The organism is Opitutaceae bacterium, assembly GCA_015075305.1.
Classification (GTDB): domain Bacteria; phylum Verrucomicrobiota; class Verrucomicrobiia; order Opitutales; family Opitutaceae; genus UBA6669.
In genome coordinates, this window is the sequence record JABTUS010000010.1 from 107,238 (window position 1) to 134,225 (window position 26,988).

Genomic DNA, 26,988 nt, shown 5'->3' on the forward strand with positions numbered 1-26,988 from the left:
CGTCAGCGCATTCTCGCGAGCAGCAGTGTGCGGTCGTCGGTGCGGGTTGAAAGCGTCGTGAACTGGCGGAGATAGCGGTTCAATTTTGCGATCATTTCCGCAAGCGGTCGTCCGGCATCGCGGGCAAGCGTCGCACTCAAGCGCTCCCGCCCAAACTCCTGTCCGTTCGCATTGCACGCCTCGTTGACGCCGTCGGTGTAGAGCGCGAGCAGGTCGCCCGGTCGCAGCGCGACCTCCGCCGTGTCGAGCGTTTCGTCGAATATCGCGGCCGGGCACAGGCCCAGCGCGAGGCCGCCGGCTTCAAGGAGCTCGATGGGATCGCCGCCCGAGCGCACGATTAGGGGAGGTTCATGTCCGGCCCTGCAGTAGCGCAGCATCCCCGCGTCCAGATCGAGCACGCCGTAGAAAAGGCTGATGTACATTCCCGCCGGCATGTCCGGCTGGACGGATGCATTGACCTTCTTGAGAACAATCGCCGGATCGGGCTCGCCTGGCGCAAAGAGGCGCAGCGTCGCGCGGCAGGACGCCATCATCAATGCGGCCGCTGTTCCCTTGCCCGAAACATCCGCGATCGTGAACCCCCACTTTCGAGGCGCCACCGGGATGACATCGTAGTAGTCGCCTCCGATCGTGAGCGACAACTCGCAGTGGGCGGCGACATCGACCTCGGCGATCTCGGGAAACTCCTGGGGGAGCAGGTGCTGCTGGACTTCATGCGCCACGCGAAGGTCCCGCTCACGGTTGGCCCGCTCGGCCTCCTCCGCGAGCTTGCGGGCCGTGATGTCGGTGATCAGCCCCTCGTGATGGGTGACATTTCCAAAGGCATCGTGACGGACCACGGTGTGGTCGTCCACCCAGCGCACGGATCCGTCCCTGCAGACAATGCGGTACTCCTGGTTGTACTCGCCATGGTTGGCCGCTTCGTGGGTCGCAACCTCCTCGGAGACGCGCTCCCGGTCATCCGGGTGCGTGAGATCGATGAAGCGGATGCGCTGTGTGACAAGGTCCTCGGGCGTGAAGCCGAACTGACGGATGCTTTGGGAAACAAACTCGACGGGCCAGTTGCCTTGTTCCGCGCGCCAGAGCACAACGACGGACGGCGAGCGGTCGACAATGCGCTCCATTTCCTCACGACGGGCCAGCGCGGCCCTGAGATCGTCCTGTGCCGAGCGGCGAAGGCTGATGTCGCGCCCGACACCGAAGAACGCGGTTCTGCCATCGCGATCGCTGTAGGCCGAACCGGACGATGCATGCCAGATCCAGCGACCATCCTGGTGCTGCATGCGATATTCGACCGAGCCGCTGTTGGGCCGTCCCGCAAGGATGCCTTCGATGAAGATACGGCAGAGGCGTGCATCGTCGGGATGGACGAATTCGAAGAACGAACGCCCGATGACGCTGTCCGCAGGGTGCCCCAGTTTTGATGTCCATGCGGGTGACACGAACTTGTAGGTGAATTCGGGCGTCAGTGCATAGAGGATCTCGCTTGCGATGCTCAGGTAGGTGCGCCAGCGCAGCTCGCTGCGCCGCAGCTCCTCCTCGGCGGCGCGGCGGGCGGTGATGTCCTCCAGCATGGCGAAGTGATGGGTCACGGCGCCCTCGGCGTTTCGCAGCACGACGACGGTCAGGTTGCTCCACATCACCCGTCCGTCACGGTGAATGTACCGCTTCTCCATGCTGAAGCGGTCGCGCAGCCCGGTGTAGATCTGCGACGTGAGATCCTCCTGGCGCTTCCAATCATCGGGGTGGGTGACGCGCTGGATATTGTCGATGTCGAGCGCATCCTCCTCACTCAGGCCGCAGAGTTCGAGAAACCTGCGGTTGACATGATTCAGTCCGGGACGGCCCTGCGCATCCATTTCACGCCAGCTGATTCCGATCGGTGCATGCTTGAAGAACAGGCTGAGTTCGTCGCGGGATTCCTTCAGTTCGCCCTTCTGCACGTCCAGCTTTCCAGAGAGATCGGTTGCGGCCGCCTCAGCCGCTTTCAGCGCCGTGACGTCCGTGAGGATTGCGAGAAAGAACCTGGGTGCGCCATCGGGGCCTGGAACAGGATGGATGGTGCTTTCGACCCAGTAGAAACGGCCGTCCTTGGTGCGGTTGCAGAAGGTCCCGTGCCAGGGTTTGCCGGATCGGATCTGGGTCCACAGGTCCTTGTAAAATTTCGCGGAATGCGCCCCGGACTTGATCAGCGAATGGGTTTTTCCTACAAGTTCCTGATTGGAGTAGCCGGAGATTTCCGTGAACGCCTCGTTGGCGTAGAGAATCACGCCCTCTGCATCGGTAACCGCCACGATTCCGTGAACATCCATGACCCGGGGCAGCCACGTGGAGAGAAGATCGGAGGGAAGTGGCGAAATGGGGGAGGACATGGTCTGTTCCGGAACGCGGAAACATAAAGGCTGCGACACAGGCGTAAATCCCCAAAAGCGCCTGCGCAGAACAGGACTGTCTCCGGATGCGGCGCCAGACTTTCGCCACGGTGCATGCTTGCAACCCGGGGCCGCTCGATGAACTTGTGCGGGAGATGAAGCTGATTTCGTGGAACGTCAATGGCATCCGCGCCTGCATAAGGAAGGGGTTTCTCGATTTCATGGCCGCCAGCGACGCGGACGTGATCTGCCTGCAGGAGACAAAGTCCCACCCCGGTGATGTCCAGCACGTCGAATGGCCCGGCGGCTACCAGGTGACGTGGAACAGCGCCGTGAAGCGCGGCTACGCGGGCACGGCCATCTTCAGCCGGGTGAAGCCGAAGTCGGTCACGGTCGACATGGGTTTTGCCGATCACGATGCTGAAGGGCGCGTCATCGCCGCCGAGTTTCCGGATTTTTTTCTCGTGACGGTTTACGCGCCAAATTCACAGAGAGGCCTCACCCGCCTCGACTACCGCGTGAAGGAGTGGGATCCGGCGTTTCTCGCCTACATCACGCGGCTTGAAAGGAAGAAGCCCGTGGTTTTCTGCGGCGATCTCAATGTGGCCCATGCGGAGATCGATCTGGCGAATCCGAAGACGAACCGGCGCAACGCCGGGTTCACCGACGAGGAGCGCACGAATTTCGGAAATCTGCTGTCGAGGGGATTCGTCGACACCTTTCGGGCGTTCTCACCGGACCCCGGGCACTACACCTGGTGGAGCCAGATGATGAACTGCCGCGCCCGGAACATCGGGTGGCGTGTCGATTATTTCGTGGCTTCGGAAAAGTTGAGGCCCGCGCTCAAGCGTGCCTGGATAAGCCCCGAAGTGATGGGAAGCGACCACTGTCCGGTCGGTCTGGAACTCGCCTAGCCGTCAGACCCAGGCGCGTCCCCTGGGCATGACAAAGCATGCCCCTCCAGCGGAGGGGGATGCATGCCCGTACAGCGGAGGGATGCCGACAAGTAGCGGAGGGTTTTTCTATTTTGGAGGGGCACGCTCCGTCGTGCCCTGGGGACGGGCGACAGGAATCTGCGCCCGATCGTCAAGTGCCGGCCCTTCAGGGAGTGTCCAGCAGGCTGTGCTCGCGGAGCCAGGCTTCGGCGAGGGAGGGCCAGTCGGAGGCGGTGCCCAGGCCGCGCTTCATGCCGAAGCCGTGGCCGCCGCGCTCGAAGAGATGCATGTCCGCCGGCACCTTGGCGCGGGTCAGCGCCTGATGGAACAGGATGCTGTTTTCGACCGGCACGACGGCGTCGTCCTGGGAGTGGAAAAGGATCGTTGGCGGCGTGTTCGCGGTCACCTGTTTCTCAACGGAAAGCAGATCCAGGAGCGAGCGCGCGGGGGCCTTGCCGAGAAGGGACACACGGGATCCGGCGTGCGCGGCGGGGCTCACGAATGTGATGACCGGGTACATCAGAATCATGAAGTCGGGTCGCGCGCTCACGGAGTCGATTGCCGCGCCGGTTCGTGCGTCGGCATGGTCAAAAAGCGTGCCGGCGCAGGCGGCGAGGTGACCGCCCGCCGAGCTTCCGATGACACCGATGCGGTCGGCGCGAACACCAAAATCAGCGGCCCGTGATCGAACCAGGCGAATTGCGCGGGCGACATCCTGCAGGGGAGCCGGATGGCCGTAGTCCTTGATGCGATACTTGAGGACGAAGGTCGTGATCCCCAGCGAGCCCAGCCAGCGCGCGTACTGGGTGCCCTCACGATCGGTGACCACGGTGGAATAGCCGCCGCCCGGAATGACGATCATGGCGGTGCCATTGCTTCTATCCACCGCGGGCCTGAGGAAGGTGACCGAAGGGCCGGCGTCCGGCTCGGCCGCACCAGCTTGAGCAGGCTTGTCCCTGAGGTTGATTCCGACGTGAGGCACGCCCTCCGGCCAGAGCGGGACAACCGTGTTGTCGGCGGGGATGCCGATTGCGGGATCGGCGGCGAGCGCGAGGGATGCGAGGGTCACGAGCAGAGGAGGGGGTTTCATCGGGTGGTTCTCAGATTGGTTTGGCCTCCCCCCGGCGCCGCTCGATTACCGGACGTAGGGAAGCGGGTGGTGTTTGACGAGTGCGTCGACCCTCCTGCGCGCGTCGTCGAGGGCGGCGGCTTCGCCGGGAGTTCCGGCGGCCTTGAGCACGATGTCGATCGCTTCGGCGACGAGAGGCATGTCGGCCTCGACAAAGCCGCGCGTGGTCAGGGCGGGCGTGCCGATGCGTATGCCGGAGCCCTGGAAGGGAGAGCGGGTTTCGAACGGAACGGTGTTCTTGTTGAGCGTGATGTGCGCGAGGTCGAGCGTCTCCTGGGCCTTCTTTGCGGTGAGGTCCGGGAGATTGTGACGCAGGTCGACGAGAAAGAGGTGGTTGTCGGTTCCTCCGGAAACGACCTTGTAGCCCCTGGAGATCATGGCTCCGGCGAGCGCCTTTGCGTTGCTCACGATCTGCCGGGCGTAGCGGGCGAAGTCCGGCTTCAGGCACTCATGGAAACAAACGGCCTTGGCGGCGATGACATGCATGAGCGGCCCGCCCTGGGCGCCGGGAAACACGGCGGAGTCGATGGCCTTCGCGTGGGCGGCCTTGCAGAGGATGAGACCCCCGCGCGGGCCGCGCAGCGTCTTGTGGGTTGTCGTCGTGACGAAGTCGGCGTAGGCGACGGGCGACGGGTGCACCCCGCCTGCGATCAGGCCGGCGATGTGGGCGATGTCGGCGAAGAGCAGCGCGCCGGCGTCGCGGGCGATCTCCCCCATGCGGGCGAAGTCGATCGTGCGCGAATAGGCGCTGGCGCCCACGGTGATCATCCGCGGCTTCTCGCGCGCGGCGACCGCGGCGAGCTCGTCGTAGTCGATCAGTCCGTTGTCCTCGCGGACCCCGTATTGAAAGAACTGATACAGTTTTCCGGAGAAATTGGCCGGATTGCCGTGCGTCAGGTGTCCGCCGTGCGAGAGATTCATGCCGAGCACCTTGTCGCCCGGCGCGAGCACGGAGGTGTAGACGGCGAAGTTGGCCTGCGCGCCGGAATGCGGCTGCACGTTGGCGTGCTCGGCGCCGAAGAGACGTTTTGCGCGCTCGATTGCGAGAGACTCCACCTTGTCGACATGCTCGCAGCCGCCGTACCAGCGTTTGCCGGGATAGCCTTCCGCGTACTTGTTCGTCAGGACGCTGCCCTGGGCCTCCATCACCGCGGGGTAGGTGTAGTTTTCCGAGGCGATGAGCTCCAGATGGCTTTGCTGGCGCGAGAATTCGGCCGAGATGGCGGCCTGGATTTCAGGATCAACCGTGGCAAGAGGCTGGGTGTTGAGCATGGTGGAGGGAAATGGTGCGCCGCCTGCGGCGGCTTCGGAATCAGAAAGGCAGGAAACGGCGGTCACTGAAATCAAAAACCTAGGAAAGGCGTGCGACCCGGCCCCTGAGGAACTCCACGACCGACGGGATGGCCTCGACCATTTCATCGCGGCTGGTCTCGTACTCCGACAGCGGACCGCCGAAGGGATCCGCGATTTCACGATGCGCACCCTCCGGGAGGAAATCCCGGAAGAGGAAGACGGTGTCGGGATTCGGAAAGAACTGGAGAAGGACCACATTGCGGTGAGTTTCGGTCATGCCGAAAATCGCCAGCGCATTCGACACAAGCTCCTGGGTCAGCGGCTGGCTCTCGTGTCCGGAAACATCAATGCCCACCTTCTTCATGGCCGTGACGGAATGCGGGGAAACCGGCTCACCCTGCCGGCAGCTCACTCCGGCGGAGATCACCTTGATGGATCGCAGGGGTTCCGGTTGTGCGGCCAGGGCGTGCGAAAGCAGGCCGGCCGCCATGGGACTGCGGCAGATGTTGGCCGTGCAAACCAGGATGACATAGCCGGGAGAATTCATGGTAGGCGGTGACAACGAAAACTGTTTGAAAGGAAAGGCAATTCTCCCGGGCTCGCCTTGGCAAATTGCGTGAGTGGCGATTGCGGGTTCACGTGCCCGGGATCTGCTTCATGGCAACGAGCGCCTGGAAGAGGTGGATCGCCCGCTGCAGCACCATGTCCTGGGGATGGGATGCCGCTGCGGCTGAAGTGTTCTCAGCGCTGCCCGCGTGCGCAGTCGGGGCGGCGGCTTCGTCGGACTCAGGATCGAGGAGATCCGGAGGAGATTCCGGCAATGGCACGCCGTTGGCATGGTCGCGCACCATCGCCGCCTCGTCGTACCGCTTTTTCTCCAGCTTCGACGGCAGCAACTCCTGGGGTGCCTTGCCGGCGTCGATGGCGTCGCGTGCCTTTTCATCCTCGCTCAAGGGCGTTGATACCGGGACGTCCGGATTGATCGCTGGTGATGCGGCGCCGAGCGTGATCAGGTAGCGCTGTCGCCCGTCGAGGATCTGGACGATATCCGCGGAAGTCGTGGAATCGATCAATACGAGCCGAAGGGGAGGCTGCGTTGAAGCTTTCACCCAGTCTTCTACAATCTGAAGGGCTTCGGCACCGGCAGAGCGTGCGCCACGCAGGTCGATGACTGTGGCCCCGACCGGCAGTTCCGGCGCAACCTGGGGCAGTGTTTGGATGCGCTGGTAGGAGAGGCCGCTGATCAGCGTGGTGACTGCCGTGGGGTCGGGGCCGCCCGACGACTGCTCCGCGAGAAGGCTGCCGGCGAGCAGCACGGTGAGAGCGCAGACGCGGCGGAGTGCCAGCCAGTTTGAACGTCGGTGACTCATTTTCTCAAAAGCTGGCGGGCGCCGATGTCGCGCCGGAAATACCTGCCGGCAAATTCCACTGTCTCGCAGGCCTGGTAGGCAGCGTGGGCGGCCGCCTTCAGTGATGTTCCGAGCGCGGTCACTCCCAGCACGCGTCCCCCGGCGGTGACAACTGCGCCGTCAGCGCGGCGGCTGGTTCCAGCGTGGTAGAAGGTGACGCCCGCCGGTGGGCGTGCGGGCAGGGTGATGAGGTCGCCCTTCGCATATGAGTTCGGATATCCCTTTGCGGCGACAACGACGCAAACCGCGGATTCTGGGCGGATTTCCAGTTTGATTTCGGGAAGGCATCCGGTGGATGCGGCCCAGAGCAGCGCGAGCACGTCGCTCTTGATCCTAGGCAGGACAACCTGGGTTTCGGGATCGCCGAAACGCGTGTTGTACTCCAGCACACTGGGCCCGGCGGGAGTGAGCATGATGCCGATGAAGAGCGTGCCGCAGAAATGGATTCCCTCCGCAGCGATGGCGTGAACGGACGGACGCACGATTTCGGTTTCGATGCGGTTCCACAGGGCGGGAGTGACAACCTCGGCGGGGGAATACGTGCCCATGCCGCCGGTGTTGGGTCCCGTGTCGCCGTCGCCGATGCGCTTGTGGTCCTGGGACGTCGGCAGCATCAAGTAGTCGCGGCCTGAAACGACCACGAGCATGGAGGTTTCCTCTCCGGTGAGGCAGTCCTCCACGAGGATTTTTCCGCCGTCCGACGAATGCAGCGCGAGCAGCGTGTGCACGGCCGCCTCGGCTTCCGCGTGGGACTGTGCAACCACGACGCCCTTGCCTGCGGCGAGGCCGTCGGCCTTGACGACGATGGGAGCCGGCCTTGCGCGAATGTAGGCGATTGCGTCCTCCGCCTTCTGGAAGAAGGCTGCCGGCGCCGTCGGGATGCGGTATTTCTGGAGGATTTCCTTGGTGTAGATCTTGGAAGCCTCGAGTCGCGCACCATCTGCCTTGGGGCCGTAGGCGGGGATGCCGAGTGCCTGCAGGCGGTCGACGAGGCCCAGTGCCAGCGGCACTTCGGGACCGACAACCACGAACTCCACCTTTTCCCTCCGGGTGAGTTCGACCAGGCCGTCAATGTCATCCGCGGAGACCGGGTGGCAGGTGACGTCAGAGGCGATGCCGGCGTTGCCGGGGGATGCGATCACCCTGGGGGAGGAGGGAGATGCGAGCAGCGCGCGCACCAGCGCGTGTTCGCGGCCGCCGGAGCCAACAACGAGGACTGAGCGGGGAAGAGCGGTCATGAGCGAAAGAGGAAAATGCGGGATCAGAGGACCTGCAGTTTCTTGCGGTAGAACGCGACAACCTCCTCGGGGTCGTCGGAGAACAGGATGTAGTCCAGCATCCAGGCGGGAGCCCGCTGCGTGCGCACCATTTCCTGCAACTGGCCGCGGAGGTCGGCGAAGAAGGTGGAGTCGAAGAAAACGTAGGGCACGCGCTGGCGGATTCCGAGTTTCAGATTGCAGAGCTCGATGCCGATCTCCTCGAGCGTGCCCACCCCGCCGACGTTGAAGATGCAGAAATCCGCGACCTCGAACCATTTTTGCCGGAAATGGCGGGAGTGTTCCTGAAAGGTGTTGAAGAAATCGACACCGAGCTCCGGAGGCTGGGCCTCAAGCTCGAGGAAACACGCCCCGGTGAGCGCGCCCTGGCTTCGGGCCTGGTCGGTGGCCAGGCGCATCACTCCACCACCTCCTCCCGTGAGCACGCCGACGTTGGGTCCAACGAAGCCGGTGAGCGTGTCGATCAGCGTTGAGATCCGGCGCGTCTGCTCGACATCGAGTCCGGCGGCGCTTCCGTAGAACGCGAGGATGGTTGCGCCCTCGAAGCGTTTCACCAGTTCCTCCCGAATGAAGAACCCCTGGTCCTTCTTGTAGGTGTGGATGTACAGGTCGCCCATGGCGGTGTTGTACCAGTACACGTCGAGTCCGATGGCGTAGAAGCTGTCGAGCCGGCTGTGCGCGTTGCTGGAGAGGAAGAAACCGTGGGTGCGCGACGGTTTGCGAAAGACGATGCGGCGCAGCTTGAGCTCGTGGATGCGGGTGAGGAGCTCGATGTTCTCGAACAGATTCGGAAAGTAATCGATCAGCAGGGTGTCGGCGTCAGGCGGGGCGTTGTCGAGCGCCTGCACCATGGTCTTGTAGCCGCAGGCGTCGAGTCGCGCCTCGGCGAGTTTTCCCCGGAGGCTGGGAGGGCTGCCCGCCTGAAAGAAAAGGCAGGCGTTCTCCATCAGGGCGCTCTGACCGCGCACGGTGATCGTGGTCTTGGGGCGGGCCTCGGCGGTGCTTTTCGGGGGATTTTCGTCGAGGCACTGGTAGATGTCGGTGACGGTCGAGAGCAGCCGGGTGCGGCGCCGGGCGATGGCCTTGGTTTCAGGGTCGGCGGGCGGTGGCGCGCGGAAAATCTCGACGGAGACGAGTGGATTCACGACCGGCTGGTCGCCGGTGTTGTAGATCTCCAGCATGACGTTCGTGCCGAAGGTCTTGAGGGGATCCAGGAGCACGGCGCTGGTGTGGATGCCGAAGTGTCCCTCGCCCTGGTTGAGCACGACGTAGTGCTCCTTCAGATACATGGAGCAGCTTGTCAGGATGCCCGAGCGGGGGGGGACGGTGAGCGGTGAGGCTTCATGGCGGATCTGGACCTTGTCGAGGTAGGACCGTCCGGCCTCGCCGGATACAAGGCGCTCGAAGCTGCCGCGCGGGAGCTTGGGATTGAGCGAGTAGGTGACCTGGTGGGGCGTGAGATAGACGCGCCCGTCGCGGTCTATGCTGATGGTGTTGGGCAGCTTGATCTTGTTCGACTTGACGCTCGCCCAGATCTCGCCGGTGGTCAGCTTGGCTGCGGGCGGGGCGTAGTAGAGGCGCCCGACGGGGACCCCGGGCCGGAGCAGCTTTTTCCAGAAAGGGGTGTTGGGAAAGCTGGTGTCGTAGATGAATGCATCGGCCTCGATGGTGAGGCGGTTGCCGTCGATGCAGAAGGGGCCGCGCATGAGCATTTCGATGCCGATGCGCGCGAGGGTGCTTCTCAGGGTGAATCGCACGTCGGCGAGGTGGGCCTTGAGAAACTCGAATTCAGCCGGGTTTCTTGGCCAGAAGGCGAGGGTGAGAATGGCGCCGGCGTCGTCCTTTGGCTTAACCAGAAGGATTTGTCCGTCCTGGCTGGTCCAAAATTGGTCGTGATGCATGGTCGAGACGGACCAATCAACCGGTGTTGCTGGCATGACTCAAGCGAGTATCTCCTGATTGCACCTGGCTTGAAACCTTGTTCCGGCGGCGGCCTGAACCATTAGAGTTTGCCAACGCAACGCAGCAGCGTACGCTGGCATATTTTCCGCAACAAACATCGATGTTCTGGATCTCAACACCTTCACGCATGAATCTCACACGCATTTTCACCACGGTTGCAGTGACAGTCGCCTGCGCCCATCTGACCCACGCGCAGACTCCGCCTGCCCCTTCGCCTGAATCGGCCGCAGCCGCCACGGCAGCGCCAGTGCTGAAATTTTCCGAAGATCAGCTGCTTGAAACGTTTGGCTGGTTTGTCGGAAAGCGCATCGGGATAACCGAGCTGAAGTTTACGCCGGAGCAGACCGCAATGATCATCAAGGGGCTGCAAATTGCCGCGGCCGGCAGCGACGCCCCCTACAAGCTCGAGGAAATCGGACCCGAGATGGACAAATTTCTGCAGCAGAAGCAGCAGCAGTACCTGGATGTCCTGAAGCAGGAGGGACTCGCGGCCTCCACAAAATTTCTGGCGGAAGTTAAGGCGAAACCCGGGGTCACAACCCTTCCCAGCGGGCTGGCTTACGAAATCGTCCAGCCGGGATCAGGAGAATATCCGAAGCCGACCGACACCGTGAAGGTGCACTATACGGGCAAACTGATCGATGGCAGCGTGTTTGACAGCTCTGTTCAGCGCAACGAACCCTCGGAATTCGCCCTGGATCAGGTCATCCCAGGGTGGACGGAAGGACTTCAGAAAATCAACAAGGGCGGAAAGATTAAGCTCTATGTTCCGCCGCACCTGGGCTATGGCGACGACGCCCGTCCCGGCATACCGCCGGCTTCGACGCTCATCTTTGATGTCGAGCTCCTTGATTTGACGCCCGCTGCTCCGGCAGCTGCAGCCACACCGGCGGCGAATCCGGGCGCGAAGTAGCGCTGGATTTGCACAGGATGGTGCGCCAATCAGGGTGGAGGCTTCAGGCCCGTTTCTCCACCCTGACGTCGGTGAACAGCGAACTGCGGACGCGGGTGGAGCTGTAGATGCTTCCCTGGATTGGATTCACGCTTTCGGCGGACGGCGCATGTGCAACGGGAATGAAGGAGTCATCGCAAAACACTCCATGCGTTGGATCGACGCCCTTCCATCCCGCGCCTGGAAGATAGACCTCCGCCCATGCGTGCATGGCGCCGAGTGACCGGTGGCTGTCGTCGGTTTCTGAATACACGTAGCCGCTGACAAAGCGCGCCGCCAGACCCAGCGTCCGGAACAGCGCCACGAGCAGCACGGCGTAGTCGCGGCACGCGCCGCTTCCGCGCGCCAGCGTCGTGCGGGCGTCCTGGATGTCCGGGTCCTCGCGGCGGACGTAGTTCATGTTTGAATACAGGAGCTGGTTGAGGCCGCTGATGAACGAGACGGTCTCCCCGGGGCGCTTGAATGCCTGGGCGTCCAGCCAGGCGCGAAGAGCGCGCTGGGTTTCCTCGGGCGGCGGCGCCAGATAGGACGACAGATTGAAGCGCTCGGATGGTTCGTAGGCAAAGGGGAAGCTGGCGGCGCCGGGTCTGAGTATGAAATCGAAGGGGTTGCCGTCGCGGGTTTCGACATCGAAGTCCGTTCGAATGCTCAAGGCGCGGGCGCCGTCCCAGAACCAGGCGATTGCGTGCTCGACGTCGTGTGCGTCCCGGGCCCAGACGATCTTTGCTTCGGGAGAGATGTTGAAGTTGAAGCTGCTGACCCGCCGGAGAGGGGTTTCCCGCGGATGAAGGTAGAGCAGGTGCGGCGAGAACCTGACGACCCCGTCGTATTCGTATCTGCTCAGGTGTGTGACGTGGAGTTTCATCGGCGGGGGATCCTATGGCAGGGGTTGGGCTTGGAGGGAAGATCGCAGGTCGGCGACAAATCGATCAATGTCATCCTGGCGCGTGTCCCAGGAGCACATGAGCCGGTATCCGTGCGCGCCGATGAAGTTGTAGAAGTGCCAGCCCCTTTCATGCATCCGCTTCGCGGTCTCGGCGGGGAAGCTGACAAAAAGTGCGTTGACCTCGGGTTCCACGAGTATGCGCACGTCCGGAAGCCGGCGCAGGGAGTCCGCCAGCCGCCGGGTCATGGCGTTGGCGTGGCCGGCGTGGCGAAGCCAGGCGCCCGACTCCAGCAGTCCGAGCCATTGCGAGCTCAGGAAGCGCATTTTCGAAGCGAGCTGCCCGGCCTGTTTGCACCGGTAGTCGAATTCGCGGGCGAGTGCGGGGTTGAAGAATACAACGGCCTCGCTGGTGGTCATGCCGTTCTTGGTGCCGCCGAAGCACAGCACATCGACCCCGGATCTCCACGTGATGTCGGCGGGGGTGATGGCGCGGCCGGAAGGGCCTCCTTTCCCGGCGAGGGCCGCCGCCGCATTGGAAAACCGCGAGCCGTCCATGTGCACCGCCAGGCCGTGACGCCTGGCGATCGAGCTGAGCGCGATGATCTCCTCGACTGAGTAGACCGTGCCCCACTCCGTGGACTGCGTCAGCGAGAGTACCCGCGCCTTGGGGAAGTGAATGTCAGTTCGCTTCAGGATCAGCGACTCCACGGCTTCGGGGGTCAGTTTGCCGTCGCGTCCTGGCGAGGTGAGGATCTTCGTGCCGTTGGAGAAAAACTCAGGGGCGCCGCACTCATCCGTCTCCACGTGCGCCGCCTCATGGCAGATCACGCTGTGATAGCTCTGGCAGAGCGAGGCGAGCGACAGCGAATTTGCGGCCGTGCCGTTGAAGACAAAAAACACTTCGGCGTCGGGCTTGTCGAATACGGCGCGGATGCGGTCGCACGCGCGCCGGGTCCATTCGTCTGTTCCGTAGCTTGGAAGCCGACCCTGGTTGGCCGCCTCCAGGGAGGCCCACGCTTCCGGGCAGATGCCCGAGGTGTTGTCGCTGGCAAAATGGTAGTCGAGGTGCGGCTTGTTTTCCGCCGATCTGTCTGGCATGGGGGCATTCTCGCCGCACGCGGGCGTTGCGTGAAGCGGATTTTTTATTCGTTGGCAGACGGACTCCGGCGCTGAATCATCGCCGACCTGACCGGATGACTGCGCCCGCAACCAATAATCCAGGACCGAATCTCTACCTTGTGGGCTTCATGGGCACAGGCAAAAGCACCATTGGCCGCGCGGTGGGCCAAAGGCTGGGTTATGCCGTGATGGACAGCGACCATGAAATTGAGCGCGTCGCCGGCAAACCGGTCACGGAAATCTTCGCTCAGGAGGGAGAGGCGGCCTTTCGTGCGATGGAGCGCGAATTCGTGGAGAAAGGGCATCCGTCGTCGGGTCAGATTGTGGCGTGCGGAGGCGGGCTGGTCGTTCCTGAGGGCATGCTGGGACTGTTGCATCAAAAGGGCGTGGTGATATGCCTGCATGCCTCGATCGAAACCATTTTGAAACGGACCCAGGGCCAGCGGCATCGACCGCTGCTCAATGTGGCCGACCCCGACGAGCGCATACGCACATTGTATGCTGCACGCGAGCCCATCTATCGAAGGACGGGGACCATCATCCTGACGGATGGGCGTCCGCTGCATGACATCGTGGCCCATGTCATTCGCGCCTACCGGCGGGAGGCATCGGAGTGGGCGCGCCAGCGGCGGAGCCCGGGCGCGGCACCCTCGTAAGGCGCGTCAGTGCCCGGCGAAGACCGCGGCCATCTTTTCGGAGAAACCCGGCGGTGGCCGAACGGGGCGACCGGATCTGTCGATGAAAGCGTGCAGGGTCGAACCCGTTGCAAGCCGCTCGGTGCCACGCAGAACCTCGTAGTCGAGCTTGATGCGCAGGAGCGGTCGTTCGCGCATGGTGGTTACGATGACAAGGTCATCGTCGTAATGGGCGGGCCGGAAGTACTTGATGTTGACCTCCAGCACCGGGAGACGGAATCCCTCAGCCTCAAGAGCGCGGTAGGGGAGCCCGTGCTCCTTCAGGAGATTGGTGCGGCCGACCTCGAACCATGGCAGAAAACTGCCGTGGTAGACGATGCCCATCATGTCCGTTTCCGCGTAGCGGACCTGGATCGCCGTCCGTGACTGTATCATGACAGCGTTCCGCGTGGGTGCGGATCGTTGAAGAGCAGGTTTGCGGCCTTTTGCCAGGTATTGCGTCGCGCCCAGGAGCGACCGGCCTCTCCCATGCGCAGGCGCAGGTCGGAGTCGCTGATCAGGCGCTCAAATGCCGCCGTGAGCTGGGCGGGATAATTCGGCGGAACGCAAAGGCCGGTGACTCCGTCGACGACGGCCTCAGAGACGCCTCCGATGGAATGCGCCACGACGGGCAGCCCGTGTGCGGCGGCTTCGAGGTAGACGAGACCGAATCCCTCCACGCTCTGGCGGTAGTCGATGCTCGTCATGGCAAAGATGTCGGCGCGGTCATAGATCCGATCCAGTTCGTCGTCGGGCAGTTCACCGAAGAAACGGACCTTCAGGTCGCTCTGCGTCGCGGTTTCGCGCAGCTTCTGCTCGTACTGGCGCCGGTTGTGCTCCCCGACGATCCAGTATTCGATGCGCTGGCGGAATCGGGGAGCGAGCGCCTGAAGTGACTGGAGCGTGAGCATCTGTCCCTTGCGGGGATGGAGACGGCCGACCGTAAGGACGATGAGTTTGTCCCTCGAGCGATCCGCCGGCGAGTCGGGCACGACGGCGAAGTCTGATCGGAGGGCGCCTGGGGTGAGGAAGGTTTTTCCCTTTGCGGCGGGAAAACGCTCGGTCAGGAGGTTGTGCGTGTAGTGGCTGAGTGTGCTGATGCGCGATGCCCGGGAGATCAGGCGGTTCGTCAACCGGCGGGTGACGGGATTGCTGTGGAAGCGCAGGATTTCGGAGCCGTGAAAAGTCAGGACCAGTTGTTTTGGGCGAAAGGCGGGGATCCCGAGCAGCAGCATCATGGCAAGCATGGGTCCCGGCTCCGGCAGATACACCGTGGCGTAGCGCAGGCGCCGCCGCTCGGCGATCAATTGAGAAGCCAGTTTGACCTGGCAGCGAAAGTCCTGGGTCCCTGGCAGCGGGAGCCTGCGCAACCTGAAGGGCCAGGGTTTTTCCCGGATCGAAGTGGAGGCCGATTGCGCCCACACCTCCACGTCGAACCCAAGTCCGGCGGATGCCTTGGCGATCTCTTCGGCGAAGGTCGCGATTCCACCCCGCTTCGGGTAGAATTCGTGCGTTATCAGGAAAAGCTGGCGGGTTTGCGCGGTGGCGCTCATGCGCGATGGATCGTCGTTCAGGGAAGCATCAGGCAACCCCCTACGCAAGACTCATGAGTTCACCGGCTGGTGCCCCCACCGTGACTCGAACACGGATCATTCGTTTAGGAAACGAACGCTCTATCCACTTGAGCTATGGGGACGAACAATGGGCACGACCGTGAACAAAGGTTTGGCAATCTACGAACACTTTTTGGAACCGCCTCTCCGCGCAGCGCCCGGGGGAACGGCGGTCCACCAGACTGCACTCAGAGTGTAAAATTGTCGCCGGTGCCGTGGTGTTCGATCATGTAGTCCATGTCCTTGTCGCCGCGGCCGCTGAGATTGACCAGAACCGTGCGCGCCTCCGTTGGATTCTGGCGTGCGAGCCGGATGGCGTGCGCGACGGCGTGGGAACTTTCGAGAGCGGGAATGATGCCTTCGTTGCGACTCAGCACGTAGAAAGCTTCCACGGCCTCCTTGTCGGAAGCCGCGTAATATTTCACCCGGCCGGAATCCTTGAGATGGCAGTGCTCGGGGCCGACGCCGGGATAATCCAGACCGCTGGCAATCGAGTGCACGGGTGCCGGCTCGCCTTTTTCATCCTGCAGCAGGTAACAGCGGAATCCATGGATGAGCCCTTCCCTTCCGTAGGTCATGGTTGCCGCGTGATTGCCCAGAGTTGAATTCCTGCCGAGCGGCTCGACTCCATGGATCTCCACAGGATCGTCGATGAATCCGGCGAAAAGGCCCATGGCGTTGCTGCCGCCGCCGACGCAGGCGGCGACGATGTCCGGCAGGTTGCCGGTCATCTCGAGGAACTGCTCGCGTGCCTCGATTCCGACGACGTGCTGGAAATCGCGGACCATCATGGGGAAGGGATGCGGGCCGACAACGGAGCCGATGCAGTAGATCTGGTTGACGGGATCCTGGATGTAGGCGACTAGCGCGGCGTCAACAGCCTCCTTGAGGGTTTTCAGGCCGTGCGTTGCGGGAATCACCCGTGCGCCGAGGATTTTCATGCGGGCGACATTGGGAGCCTGTTTGGCGATATCCACCTCGCCCATGTAGATGTCGCACTCGAGTCCGAAATAGGCCGCGGCCGTTGCGAGTGCGACGCCATGCTGTCCCGCGCCGGTTTCGGCGATGAGCTTCCGCTTTCCCATGAAGCGGGCGAGCAGGCCTTCTCCCATGCAGTGATTCAGTTTGTGGGCGCCGGTGTGGTTGAGATCCTCGCGCTTCAGGTAGATCTGCGTCCGCCCGAGTTTCTTCGAGAGCCGTGCCGCGTGATAGGTTGGTGTCGGACGCCCCTGGAAATGCCGGCGGATGCGGCGGAGCTCCTCAATGAATTCGTGGGAGCGTGAAACAACCGCATAGGCGTCGCGCACCTCCGCGAGCGGTTTCTCAAGTTCCGGCGGGACAAAAATGCCGCCGTATCTGCCGAAGAATCCGGAGGCATCAGGTGAGTTTCGCAGCTGTGAGGAGGGGCTCATGATTGGATTGAAAGGCGCATGATGTGCCAGCCTGTCTTGCACAAGGCAAGGCGGTATGGCTCGGCGCGAGTGAGCGGTGAAACAGGAGAAGAACAGTGCCGCCCGGTTGACATCCGCGATGATTCGGCCTCATGTGTCTCTGTCATGGTTGCGCCATCCCCATTGATCCACCATCTGCGTGCGGTGCGTCGCATCGTGCGCCCGGGCGGTGTCTGGGGCTGTCATGATCTTGCGCGAGCGCCGTAAGGCTGGAGAGCATCCGCGGGCTACGAAGCGGACCGGCTCCTGATCCGGGGCATGTTCCCGGAGACAGACGGAAATCTGCGGGGCGCTGAGCGCCTCTTTTGACACGCGGCCTCGCCGCAATTCTCCAACAGACACGATTGATCGGACTTGGTCATCTGAGTTCTGCGGTCGACCCACACGCGCACACGACCGCAACCAAAGCGCGACCGTCATGAATCCAACGTATGTAACTTCCACAGACAACGAATGCCTGCGGTGGATGCTCGCCCAGGCTCCCTTTTGCATCGACCGCCGTCGTGAGCGCAATGTCCTCCGCACGAAGCTGGATCGCGCGTTCATTGTTGCCGATGAACCTGAACGGCCTGCGTTGATCCGCATGGGCAGCACCTTTGAAACCGTCGATGGGCAGACGGGAGCGACGCAATCCCACACGCTCTGCCTTCCGAACCAGGTTCTGCACCTGGACGACGGCCTTTCCGTGGATTCGCGCCTTGGCGTCGAGGCCCTTGGCCGCAGTGCCGGTGACGAAATAGTCTGGCAGACCCCGGCCGGCTCGCGGCGCATCCTGATCCGCGAAGTCAGGCCGCCGCGCCAGGCCGGCACGCTGGCCCAGGCGGTGCTTATTTAGCGGCGGCGTGGCTCGAGTCGAAGGATTGATTCATCCCACCTTCAGCCACGGCGTTTGTCGCTGCAATCAGGCACCGCGACGCTGATCGATCGCCCAGCGGGCGGCGCCGATCACGCCGGCGTGGTTGCCGAGCTTTGCGGCGATGACCGTCACGTGACTCGTGTCGATCAGTCTTGCGCGGTTCACGGCCTTCCTTGCGGCGTTCACAAAGAAAGCGGCGTGCGCCTCAACCAGACCTCCGCCGAGCACGATGCGGTCGGGGAGAAAACTGTGCAGCACGCCCCAGGTCGCCGCAGCGACCGCCTGCTGTGTATCCATGAGCACACTACGCGCGGATTCGTGGTCCGCCCCGGCCGCGAACAGCGCGTCCGCGGAGTCGAGGCCGATCGCCGCTGCCGCCGCCGCGATCGCGGGGCCCGAGGCGTAGGATTCCACGCACCCCCGGCACCCGCAGTAGCAGGGCGGTCCGTCGCTTGAAACAAGCATGTGCCCCGGCTCCGGATGCCCGCCGCCGGCCCCGCGGTAGATCCTGCCGTGGAGCACCGCGGCCCCGCCCACTCCCGTGCCAAAGGTCAGCATGACGAGCCGTTCCACTTTTTCGCCCGTGCCGAAATGATACTCGCCGTACGCGGCCGCATCGGCGTCGTTTTCCAGCCAGGCCGGCAGACCGAGCTCGTCCGACATCGCCGCGACGAGATTGCAGCCATCCCAGCCGGGAAGCGTGTAGGGATTGTCGACAACACCGGTCGTCGGATTGACCGGGCCCGTGCACCCCATGCCGACACCGGCCAGTGCGCCAGCCGGGATTCCGCTCGTCCTGAGCAGTTCCCGCGCGGCGGCGCCCATGCGGTGGATGGCGCTCCCGAACCCGAGGCCGGGATCCGTGGCAACGGCCGCTTGGGCCAGCAGGGCTCCATGCTCCGCCACCACGCCGAGAGCGATCTTTGTGCCGCCGATGTCGATTCCCAGTGCGTGATTCACGGCATGCCGGCGATGGATTGGGGCGGAGCGGGGCGTTTTTCGAAGGAAAGCGCCACGGCGGCGGTTATGGCCAGCACGACACCGGCGATCTCGAGTCCCCCGATCCGTTCGCCGAGAAAAATCAATGCCAGCACAACCGTGACGACGGGCTGAACCGCCGCGGCGAGAGGCGTGACGATCGAGGCCTTGCCCTCGGCGCGGTAGGCGGCGAACGCGGCGATGACGCCGAATCCGTTGAGCGCGCCGGCTGCCAGGCCCGACCAGAGCATGGGTGCCGGCATGTTCCATTTCAGCTCCTTCGTCGCGACGATCCAGATCGCAACCGGCACGAACGCCGCGCACCAGGCCAGATAGGAAAGCTCGGCGGAAATGTGGTTCGTCGAAATCTTCTGTGTCGCACTGAAGACCCCCCAGAACACCATCGCGGCGAAGGTGTACCCCATCCAGGCATTGAGCCCGAGACGGTGAAGAAATTCGGCGGGATTGCCCAGCGAGCCCGCCTCACCGCTCAGCAGGACGATGGCCGCGACGGCGACGCCGATGCCGGCGATCTGTATCCCATTCAGGCGTTCGCGAAACCAGAGCCAGGCGATGGCGATCGTCACCAGCGGATATATGTTTGTCAGTGGAATGGCGACTGCTGTGTCGGCTCCGTTTTCGAGCGCCAGGTAGAAGGCAAGATTGCCTCCGGCTGCCAGGAGTCCGGAGACAAAGCCCCAGAACAGCCCCCGCGGTTTGTTTGTGCCGATCTTCACGCGCGGCGAAAACGCAGCCACCAGGGCGGACGGGATCAACGCGAAGGTGAACAGAATCTGCGTCATCCAGCCCGAGAGTTCGCGGCTCGGCCCCTTGGCCAGCACGCCCCAAATGCCCCAGCAGGTTGCCGCGGTGAGAGCGTGGATGAGCCACCAGGGGCGTTGTTTGGTGGAGGCGGGCGTTTGTGAGGGCATTGGGCGCTAGTTGATCGTGGTTACCTTGCTGGCCAGCTTGAAGCGGCCGGCCTCGCGTCCATCGCGTGCGGCGATCGCAAGTGAAAGCATCTGCACGGGGAGAATCTCCACGAGCGGCAGCAACGGTGCAGGCACCACCGGAATCCGGAAAACCCCCGCGATCCCCGCGTCGGCGCCGATCACGCCGACAACGCCTCCATGGCCGCTGATCTCCGCGGCCAGCTTCTGGTGCAGTTGGGCGACTTCCGGTTGCCCTGCGAGAATGAGCACCAGCGTTTGCGGGCCGACCATTTCGATGACGCCGTGGCGAAATGCCGGTGCAGACATGCCTTCAGCGGGTTGCCGAGTGGATTCCTTGAGGATGAGTCCCCCCGTTCCCGCGGTCGCCAGCGAGGCGCCGCGTCCAATCACATACACCGCGCGAGTCCCCGCGATCATCCCCGACAACGCATCGACGAGACTCTGGAAATTTTCGACGTAGGCCCGCATCGGCTTTTCGATCGACTGAAGCGCCTGGATGGCTTCCGCGACGCTGCCGCCGGCCAGGGCCTCGCCGAGCCAGTGAAGAACGGCCAGTGTTGCGATGTAGGTCTTGCAGGAGACCGTGGCCTCCTCGCCTGCGTGCAGGCTGAGCAGCGTATGCGCGGCGCGACCGAGGGTGGAGGAGGAGTTGTTGGTGATTCCAATCACGTGGCCGAACTGCCCCCTGTCATTGAGCAGCGCGACCACCTCGGCGCTTTCACCGGATTGCGACGCCATGACGAGCAGCGTGTCGCGTGCCTTGAGAGGTCCGAATCCAAGGAGCAGTTCCGCGGTTTCAATCCAGTGCGAGGAGAAACCCGCGGCGCTGAGTCTCAGGTGCAATGGATAGAGCGCATGAAATGAACTGCCCATGCCCGTCAGAACCACGCGGCGGTACAGACCGCTCTGCAATCCCTTGCGGAGCTGATGCGGCGGCTGCAGGGGGCCAAGCGCGGCGCATACGCGGTGCAGGACCTCACCCTGTTTGAGGAGATCCGAAAGGTAGGGACCGTGAATGATGGTTGTCACGTTGCTCCAGGGTTTTTCGAGCTGGCGGGAGAGGGTAGCAGTGCGCGGCGGATGCCGCAATCCACGTAATTACGGGCGTTGCGGACCTTGCCGGCGGGATTGCTTTCCCTGGCGCGATGGTGCATGATTTTCGCGAACGATGCCTCGAAACAAGTGGATGCCTGCCGGGTTGGCCGCGATGGCGATGGGATCATCGCTGATGGCGCAGCCGGCTCCCGCAGAGCAGCATTCGCGGCCCTTTGTGCTGCCCAGCTCCATCGCGCGCGCCATCAGCCCGGAAATTCGGGCGCTCGATGATCGCGAGCAGCAACTGACCGCGGAGCTTCAAGTCCTTTCCCATCCTCCCAAGAATGAGCGCGCGTCAAGGATCGGGTGGAAGGTGTTTGGTTATGGCAGCAGTCTGGCCGTCGATCAATGGATTGAGATCGACCTCGGTGCGGTTCATTCGATTGACGCGCTGTGCCTTGTGCCGGTTGATGTTCCCTTCGCGGATACCGCCGCACCGGGCCATGGATTTCCGCGGCGTTTTCGGGTGGAAATCGACAATGGCACAACCGGCTGGACGATTGTTGAGGATCATTCGAATGAGGATTTCGAGAATCCGGGTTCGTTTCCCGTCTTGATTCGCACGCCCGGACGAGTCGCGCGCAAAGTGCGAGTGGTCATGACCAAGCCCTGGGAGAAAGGCGTCTACCGAGCCTATGCGCTGGGCGAAATCATGGTCATCCAAGGCAGCCGCAATCTCGCCACCGGGCTGAGCGGGGTGAAGGTGCGCACGAGCGCCTCGCTTGAACGCGGGCCGACCTGGAGTCGCCAGAACCTCATCGACGGACAGAGCATCGTCGGCGCACCGGTTGCAAAGACGAGCCATGCGCTTACGCACGGCTGGGAGTCCGACGTCTATTCCGATCCATCGACCAACGTTTGGTTCCAGGTGGACCTGGGACGTTCGTATGCGCTCGATGAGATTCGGTTGCTGCCGATCAAGTTCACGGATTTCTCCAACACGCACGGCTACGGGTTTCCGATGCGGTTTCGAGTGGAGTTGTCCGACGATGTGGAGTTTCACACCGCGCACGTTGTCGCGGACTGGTCGAGGCGCTCGTTTGGGGTGTCCTCTTTCAGTCCGATAACGCTGCCCTGTGAAGGGAAAGCCGGACGCTTTGTACGCATGACCGCGGAGGAGCTGTGGGAAAAGAGCGAGGGCCAGTACATTTTTGCATTGGGTGAACTGCAGGCCTACCATGGCGACAGCAATGTCGCGCTCGGGGCCGACGTGACGGCGATGAGCGCGACGTCGCAGAGTCCGAGAAATTTCAATCCCTCGTACCTGACCGATGGCCAGCGCGGACCGATGCATCTTATCGATTGGACCGCCTGGCTGCAGGAGTTGTCTCGGCGGGGAGAAGTCGAGCAGGCGCTTGCAACAGTGCAGGCCCGGCTGGCGGTGCTGCAGCCGCGTCTGGCCCGGCGTGTCTCACGCATTTTCATCGGGGGCGTCACGGTGGTGGTTCTGGGGACTCTGGGTGGATTTCTCCACCAGCGGCGCAAGCAGGCGCTCGCGGTCGCCGCTCTGCAGCGGAGGATTGCCGGGGACCTTCACGATGAGATCGGGAGCAATCTGGCCGGCATTTCCATGATGGCTGAGCTGGGTCATCGCGAGGGCGCCGGGCTTTCGGCGGCTGACACCGAGGAGATCCGAAAGCTCGCCGCGGATACAGCATCCGCGATGCGTGACATTGTGTGGCTCACGCAGCCGGGTCCGCACGATGCGCCCCGGCTCACGGAACGCCTTCGCGAAACAGCCAGGCACCTGCTGAAGGGTGTCGAGTGGACGTTTGAAATCGAGGGCATGGATGAGGCGCCGGCGCTCGATGTGCAGCGGCACCTGCTGCTGGCATTGAAGGAAATGCTAAACAATGTCCTGCGCCATGCAGGCGCAGGGCACGTGTGGATCCGCCTTCAGGTCGACGAGCGGAGGTTTTCGCTGGAGGTCAGGGATGATGGATGCGGATTCGTGGTCGGTGCGTCTGGAGATGGACACGGACTCACCAGCCTGCGCCACCGGTCGATGCTCCTGCACGGCAATCTTGAACTCGCGAGCCAGCCGGGGAAGGGGACGCGGGTTTCGCTGAACGGGATCCTCAATCCCGTGCCGGCCGCCCCGCCTGCGCCCGCCTGAACGTTCACCGCACAAGGCGGTTCACCCGCGACGCGCGGCCTCGATTTTTGCGATGTCGATTTTGCCCATTTCCATCATGGCCTCAAAAGCGCGCGTGGCCTCCGCACCGCCGGCGGTGACCGCGTGGATGAGGGCGCGCGGGGTGATCTGCCAGGACAGCCCCCAGCGGTCCTTGCACCAGCCGCAGGCGCTCTCCTGGCCGCCGTTGCCGACGATTGCGTTCCAATAGCGGTCGGTTTCCTCCTGGGTGTCCGTCGCCACCTGGAAGGAGAAGGCTTCGCTGTGCTGGAAGGCCGGCCCGCCGTTCAGGCCGATGCAGGGAATTCCGAGGACGGTGAACTCGACCGTGAGGACATCGCCTTTTTTCCCGGACGGGTAGTCGCCCGGCGAATGGTGCACTGCGGTCACTTTGCTGTCGGGAAATGTCGCCGCGTAGAATTTGGCCGCGTCCAGCGCGTCCTTGTTGAACCAGAGGCAGATGGAGTTTCTTGGAATCGGATTGTTCATGGGGAGTGTGTTCGAAGATCAGGTGAAACGCATGGACGTTTCACACCGCCCGTTTTGGCCGGGCATCAGTCGGAATGATTGTCCTTTTTGCGCAGCACGATGTGTGTCGCGGCCGGCGTGGCCGTGTGTTCCGCGCATCGATAGCCGAGTTTCAAAAGATCAATCCCGGTGAAAAGGGGCTCTCCCGCACCCAGCAGAACGGGCGAGATCGCAAGGTGCATTTCGTCGATCAACCCATCCTGCAGGTACTGGCGGATCGTCGCAACGCCACCACCCACGCGGATGTCCCTGCCGTGCGCGGCTTCGCGGGCCTGTCTCAAGGCGGAATGGATCCCGTCCGTGACGAAGTGAAACGTCGTGCCTCCCTTCATCGGAATCGACGGCCGGGCATGATGAGTCAGCACAAAAACCGGAACGTGATAGGGCGGGTTGTCGCCCCACCAGCCCTTCCAGGCATCATCGGGCCACTCTCCCCGGATCGGTCCGAACATGTTGCGACCGAGGATCCATGCGCCTAGGTTTTTCAGTCCACGCACGGCGTACTCCTCTTCAATCCCAGTCGTGCCACCCTCGTTGCCGATCATCTTCTGGAATGTCCGCGTGGGGAAAAACCATTCAGCCAGCGCCTTGCCGCCGACGCCGAGGGGGTTCTCCAGACTCTGGTTCGGACCGGCACCGAAGCCGTCAAGTGAGATGCTGAAGCAGTGAACGCGGAGTCGGCCACTTGGCGTTTGAGCATTCGTTGTCATGAATGAGGTCGGGGGATGCGGAGAATCAGTGAAATTGACGGACTTCGACCGGGGCGCGGCAGGCGAGCGTGGCTTTTTTTGCCCAGACGAGTGCCTCGTCGAGGTCAGCCGTGTGAAGCACCCACAGACCACAGATGTGCTCCCGGGTTTTCAGATGGGATCCCTCGGAAACGGTCACCGAGCCATCGTGCTGGCTCTTTACCGAGCGTGCGCTGTAGGCGGGATGAAGTCCGCCGACGAAAAGCCTGGCACCGGCCGCAACCATCTCGTCGTTGAGGGAGTCTATTGCGCGATCCATGGTCTCGTCCTCCGCGATCGATGGATCGTAGTCGTCGGGATGGTAAATGGAAATCAGGTATTTTGGCACCGTGCGTCCTTTCGCCTTTCTGGGGTGGGCTTGTTTTCGTTGGCTCACTGCTACCACGAATGAAGTGCCGGTGAATGGACACTCGACGGAAAAGAATCATTTGCCACGCGAAGAAAGGATCGACCTTGGGAATCCTGGCAGATGCGAGGGACGCCCCTCATTTTTGACTGCGTAGCGACTTTAGAAGGCAAGGCGGTGCAATCCCGGAATGACGTCAAAATGAGTGTCATTGCTGAGAAGTGGAAGTTGAAGTTCCGCAGCAATAGCAGCGATCCACAGGTCATTGCTTGGGATTGGCGTGCCCCGACTTTTGAGGTGCAGCCGCAATTCGGCATAGTGGCTTGCGGTGGTGGCGTTGACTGGCTGGAGTTCGGCAAATAGGAGGTTTTTGGAGAGCCAGTCCTCGTAGCGTGCGCGATGGCGGGACAGACCAATGCCATATCGATATTCCCCGAGAACAATAGCGGGGACAACAAGCCGGGAGGATTCCAGAAAGGCTTCACGGCAGGCGGGATTTCCGTCGGCCCAGGCAGAAAGTGCGTTGGTATCCAGGATCATGCCCCGTCTTCCTGGTCGAGCTTTCCGAAGGCTTCGGCAATGAGGGAATCAATCTGCCGGGTTTCATCGCCAAGGTCGGACAACGCACCGAACCCTTTCATCCAAGGTGGCTCGGCAGAGCTGGAGTTTGTCAAAGCAGTGGAGGAAATCCGTTTCTCGAGCGCTTCAGTGACGAATTGTCGAAGCGAAATCCCACGCAAGGCAGCTCGGGCCTTCGCCTGGCGGAAGATTTTGTCAGGAATATCCAAAGTTGTTTTCATAAGTATAACCTGCCGTATTTATGGCTTGAGGCAAGTAAAACGGCGAAATGCAATCGGAAATTTCAATTTCTTGACATTTTCATAGATGCTTTTCATTGCACTTGCTGAATCTCTGCGCAGTGGCTCCCCCTCCATGCTGATCATAGAAATCGCCCGGAAGGCTCGCGTATCACCGGCAACGGTATCCCGGGCAATCAATCAACCGGAGCTTGTCGCGGCCGAAAGCCTGGCCCGCATCCGGGCGGTCATGCACGAGCACAACTATGTGCCCGCTCCGATCAATGGACGTCGAGGACCGAAGACCCGCCTGCCGGAGCAGCGCCGGATTGGGGTATGGTTTGTCGGTGCGAAGGCCAACAATCCGAGCCTCAACTGGTTCCAGGATCAGCTGCTCCAGGTGCAGTCGGCCGATCCCCGTTATCGCGTCGATCTTCGCGTGCTCTTTTCAAACAGCCCTGCTGAAATTCCCCGGGTGCTCCTCGGGGAGCGGCTTGACGGCGTGATCATTCAGGGAATGGAGCCATCCCCGGAGTGCATGGCCCAACTGGCGGCGCTGCCGCATGTCTGGTTCATGACGCGCCGCTCATTCTCGTACAAGGGCGACTATGTCGAACCGAACAACGAGGAGAATGGCCGCATGGCCGCGGACTACCTCCACCAGCGCGGACACAAGTCTGTCGCCGTCCTTTCAACCGACCCTGAATACAGCGCCGTCGCCAGGCGCACGAACGCCTTCTCCGCGCGCGCGAGCGAACTCGGCATGACGCTGCATGCGATCATGGGTGTGCCGAACCCCGGAGTCAGCTATCTCGAGTTCATGCCGCTGCATGCGGAGAGCACGGAGCTGGTTCGCCGTCTCCTGGCCTGCACTCCGAAGGCAACCGGGCTCTATCTCCCCGTCGACCATTTCAGCGGGGCGTTTTTCCGTGCGCTGAGGGCGGCGGGAAAAATCCCGGAGCGCGATTTCGACACGATCCTCGGCAACTACAACCCGATGATTTATTTCAATCTCGACCACCATCCGGCGGCGATCGACATCAACCTGCCGCTGCTCGTGCGAAAGGTGATCGACCACCTCCTCTGGCGAACGAAGAATCGCGATGTTGAGGGTCGCGTCGGGGTGACGGTGTCGCCGCGCCTGATCACCGTCGAAACGACCCTACGACCGGCGGGTTAGGTTGCGGGTCAAAGCCGCGGCGTCGCCTTCTTCCGTTCCTTCAAGAACTCGAAAACATTCGTCGAAAAGTTCGCCCAGATCGGGGCCGCGCGTCGCGAGTTGCATCCCGACGCGGAAAACCTGAGGCACTGCGATCCCGAGCACGTGGGCGTGCTCGCCGAGGAGGCCCTCAAGGGCAGCGAGAAATGCAAAGTCTTCCGGCTGGTCTTGCAGGCATTCGGAGCGCACGACGACCGCTTCAAAGCCGCTATCAACCAGATCGAACTGAATATACAGTGGCGCGACTGGATCCTGCATTGT

General features: G+C 62.6%; 27 protein-coding genes and 1 tRNA gene. 6 read left to right on the forward strand and 22 right to left on the reverse strand.

What is annotated here, in order from left to right:
* Positions 1 to 2: 2 nt before the first annotated feature.
* Positions 3 to 2,372: a PAS domain S-box protein gene (locus HS122_17995; protein MBE7540290.1), complete on the reverse strand. Its 2,370-nt coding sequence runs from the start codon at positions 2,370 to 2,372 to the stop codon at positions 3 to 5.
* Between the two features lie 155 nt (positions 2,373 to 2,527).
* Here HS122_17995 and xth point away from each other — a divergent pair, with 155 nt between their 5' ends.
* Positions 2,528 to 3,286: an exodeoxyribonuclease III gene (gene xth / locus HS122_18000; protein ID MBE7540291.1), complete on the forward strand. Its 759-nt coding sequence runs from the start codon at positions 2,528 to 2,530 to the stop codon at positions 3,284 to 3,286.
* A gap of 187 nt (positions 3,287 to 3,473) precedes the next feature.
* On the opposite strand, the gene HS122_18005 is transcribed toward xth, so the two are convergent.
* The 6 genes from HS122_18005 to HS122_18030 form a co-directional block, all read right to left on the reverse strand.
* Positions 3,474 to 4,397: an alpha/beta hydrolase gene (locus tag HS122_18005; protein ID MBE7540292.1), complete on the reverse strand. Its 924-nt coding sequence runs from the start codon at positions 4,395 to 4,397 to the stop codon at positions 3,474 to 3,476.
* A 45-nt stretch (positions 4,398 to 4,442) separates the two neighbouring features.
* On the reverse strand, positions 4,443 to 5,708 hold the full coding sequence (locus HS122_18010) for a serine hydroxymethyltransferase (GenBank protein ID MBE7540293.1): 1,266 nt from the start codon (positions 5,706 to 5,708) through the stop codon (positions 4,443 to 4,445).
* Between the two features lie 79 nt (positions 5,709 to 5,787).
* Entirely contained in the window at positions 5,788 to 6,276 is a 489-nt protein-coding gene (locus HS122_18015) for a low molecular weight protein arginine phosphatase (GenBank protein ID MBE7540294.1), read from the reverse strand.
* A gap of 88 nt (positions 6,277 to 6,364) precedes the next feature.
* A complete protein-coding gene (locus HS122_18020; GenBank protein ID MBE7540295.1) occupies positions 6,365 to 7,099 on the reverse strand; it encodes a hypothetical protein in 735 nt (244 codons plus the stop codon).
* On the reverse strand, positions 7,096 to 8,376 hold the full coding sequence (gene purD / locus HS122_18025) for a phosphoribosylamine--glycine ligase (GenBank protein MBE7540296.1): 1,281 nt from the start codon (positions 8,374 to 8,376) through the stop codon (positions 7,096 to 7,098). The genes HS122_18020 and purD overlap by 4 nt, the downstream gene beginning before the upstream one ends.
* A 23-nt stretch (positions 8,377 to 8,399) precedes the next feature.
* On the reverse strand, positions 8,400 to 10,316 hold the full coding sequence (locus tag HS122_18030; GenBank protein MBE7540297.1) for an LOG family protein: 1,917 nt from the start codon (positions 10,314 to 10,316) through the stop codon (positions 8,400 to 8,402).
* A gap of 161 nt (positions 10,317 to 10,477) precedes the next feature.
* Between HS122_18030 and HS122_18035 the strand changes: the two genes are divergently transcribed.
* Positions 10,478 to 11,290 carry an FKBP-type peptidyl-prolyl cis-trans isomerase gene (locus HS122_18035; protein MBE7540298.1) on the forward strand — a complete coding sequence of 271 codons (813 nt, stop codon included), beginning with the start codon at positions 10,478 to 10,480 and terminating at the stop codon, positions 11,288 to 11,290.
* 43 nt (positions 11,291 to 11,333) lie between these two features.
* On the opposite strand, the gene HS122_18040 is transcribed toward HS122_18035, so the two are convergent.
* Both HS122_18040 and HS122_18045 read right to left on the reverse strand, forming a co-directional pair.
* Positions 11,334 to 12,194, reverse strand: coding sequence for a transglutaminase family protein (locus HS122_18040; protein ID MBE7540299.1), 861 nt, complete (start codon positions 12,192 to 12,194; stop codon positions 11,334 to 11,336).
* A 12-nt stretch (positions 12,195 to 12,206) separates the two neighbouring features.
* Positions 12,207 to 13,313 (reverse strand): low specificity L-threonine aldolase, encoded by a 1,107-nt coding sequence (locus HS122_18045; GenBank protein ID MBE7540300.1) that lies wholly within the window; start codon positions 13,311 to 13,313, stop codon positions 12,207 to 12,209.
* A gap of 95 nt (positions 13,314 to 13,408) precedes the next feature.
* Between HS122_18045 and HS122_18050 the strand changes: the two genes are divergently transcribed.
* Positions 13,409 to 13,990, forward strand: a complete 582-nt coding sequence (locus tag HS122_18050) for a shikimate kinase (protein ID MBE7540301.1) — start codon at positions 13,409 to 13,411, stop codon at positions 13,988 to 13,990.
* 6 nt (positions 13,991 to 13,996) lie between these two features.
* Here the strand turns inward: HS122_18050 and HS122_18055 are convergent, their stop codons facing one another.
* From HS122_18055 to trpB, 4 genes are all read right to left on the reverse strand, one after another.
* Positions 13,997 to 14,404, reverse strand: coding sequence for an acyl-CoA thioesterase (locus HS122_18055; GenBank protein ID MBE7540302.1), 408 nt, complete (start codon positions 14,402 to 14,404; stop codon positions 13,997 to 13,999).
* Positions 14,401 to 15,561: a glycosyltransferase family 4 protein gene (locus HS122_18060; GenBank protein ID MBE7540303.1), complete on the reverse strand. Its 1,161-nt coding sequence runs from the start codon at positions 15,559 to 15,561 to the stop codon at positions 14,401 to 14,403. The genes HS122_18055 and HS122_18060 overlap by 4 nt, the downstream gene beginning before the upstream one ends.
* A 67-nt stretch (positions 15,562 to 15,628) precedes the next feature.
* Positions 15,629 to 15,704, reverse strand: a tRNA-Arg gene (locus HS122_18065).
* A gap of 105 nt (positions 15,705 to 15,809) precedes the next feature.
* Positions 15,810 to 17,033, reverse strand: a complete 1,224-nt coding sequence (gene trpB / locus HS122_18070; GenBank protein MBE7540304.1) for a tryptophan synthase subunit beta — start codon at positions 17,031 to 17,033, stop codon at positions 15,810 to 15,812.
* A 457-nt stretch (positions 17,034 to 17,490) separates the two neighbouring features.
* Here trpB and HS122_18075 point away from each other — a divergent pair, with 457 nt between their 5' ends.
* Positions 17,491 to 17,907 (forward strand): GreA/GreB family elongation factor, encoded by a 417-nt coding sequence (locus HS122_18075; protein ID MBE7540305.1) that lies wholly within the window; start codon positions 17,491 to 17,493, stop codon positions 17,905 to 17,907.
* A 66-nt stretch (positions 17,908 to 17,973) separates the two neighbouring features.
* Here HS122_18075 and HS122_18080 read toward each other — a convergent pair whose 3' ends face one another.
* The 3 genes from HS122_18080 to HS122_18090 are packed head-to-tail and all read right to left on the reverse strand — an operon-like array spanning position 17,974 to position 20,888.
* Positions 17,974 to 18,888 carry an ROK family protein gene (locus HS122_18080; GenBank protein MBE7540306.1) on the reverse strand — a complete coding sequence of 305 codons (915 nt, stop codon included), beginning with the start codon at positions 18,886 to 18,888 and terminating at the stop codon, positions 17,974 to 17,976.
* Positions 18,885 to 19,838: a DMT family transporter gene (locus HS122_18085; GenBank protein MBE7540307.1), complete on the reverse strand. Its 954-nt coding sequence runs from the start codon at positions 19,836 to 19,838 to the stop codon at positions 18,885 to 18,887. Before HS122_18085 ends, HS122_18080 begins: the two co-directional genes overlap by 4 nt.
* A gap of 6 nt (positions 19,839 to 19,844) precedes the next feature.
* Entirely contained in the window at positions 19,845 to 20,888 is a 1,044-nt protein-coding gene (locus HS122_18090) for an SIS domain-containing protein (protein ID MBE7540308.1), read from the reverse strand.
* A 157-nt stretch (positions 20,889 to 21,045) separates the two neighbouring features.
* Here HS122_18090 and HS122_18095 point away from each other — a divergent pair, with 157 nt between their 5' ends.
* Positions 21,046 to 23,070 (forward strand): discoidin domain-containing protein, encoded by a 2,025-nt coding sequence (locus HS122_18095; GenBank protein ID MBE7540309.1) that lies wholly within the window; start codon positions 21,046 to 21,048, stop codon positions 23,068 to 23,070.
* 21 nt (positions 23,071 to 23,091) lie between these two features.
* Here HS122_18095 and HS122_18100 read toward each other — a convergent pair whose 3' ends face one another.
* From HS122_18100 to HS122_18120, 5 genes are all read right to left on the reverse strand, one after another.
* Positions 23,092 to 23,577, reverse strand: a complete 486-nt coding sequence (locus HS122_18100) for a VOC family protein (protein MBE7540310.1) — start codon at positions 23,575 to 23,577, stop codon at positions 23,092 to 23,094.
* A gap of 65 nt (positions 23,578 to 23,642) precedes the next feature.
* Positions 23,643 to 24,326 (reverse strand): dihydrofolate reductase, encoded by a 684-nt coding sequence (locus HS122_18105; GenBank protein MBE7540311.1) that lies wholly within the window; start codon positions 24,324 to 24,326, stop codon positions 23,643 to 23,645.
* A 25-nt stretch (positions 24,327 to 24,351) separates the two neighbouring features.
* Positions 24,352 to 24,693: a hypothetical protein gene (locus tag HS122_18110; protein ID MBE7540312.1), complete on the reverse strand. Its 342-nt coding sequence runs from the start codon at positions 24,691 to 24,693 to the stop codon at positions 24,352 to 24,354.
* Between the two features lie 180 nt (positions 24,694 to 24,873).
* Entirely contained in the window at positions 24,874 to 25,251 is a 378-nt protein-coding gene (locus HS122_18115; protein ID MBE7540313.1) for a type II toxin-antitoxin system VapC family toxin, read from the reverse strand.
* A complete protein-coding gene (locus HS122_18120; protein MBE7540314.1) occupies positions 25,248 to 25,511 on the reverse strand; it encodes a hypothetical protein in 264 nt (87 codons plus the stop codon). The genes HS122_18115 and HS122_18120 overlap by 4 nt, the downstream gene beginning before the upstream one ends.
* Positions 25,512 to 25,644: 133 nt before the next feature.
* Between HS122_18120 and HS122_18125 the strand changes: the two genes are divergently transcribed.
* Complete coding sequence (locus tag HS122_18125; GenBank protein MBE7540315.1) at positions 25,645 to 26,688, forward strand: LacI family DNA-binding transcriptional regulator; 1,044 nt, start codon at positions 25,645 to 25,647, stop codon at positions 26,686 to 26,688.
* Here the strand turns inward: HS122_18125 and HS122_18130 are convergent.
* The gene (locus HS122_18130; protein ID MBE7540316.1) at positions 26,671 to 26,985 is read right to left on the reverse strand and encodes a hypothetical protein; all 315 of its coding nucleotides are present in this window, start codon (positions 26,983 to 26,985) and stop codon (positions 26,671 to 26,673) included. The genes HS122_18125 and HS122_18130 overlap by 18 nt on opposite strands.
* Between the last annotated feature and the right edge of the window lie 3 nt (positions 26,986 to 26,988).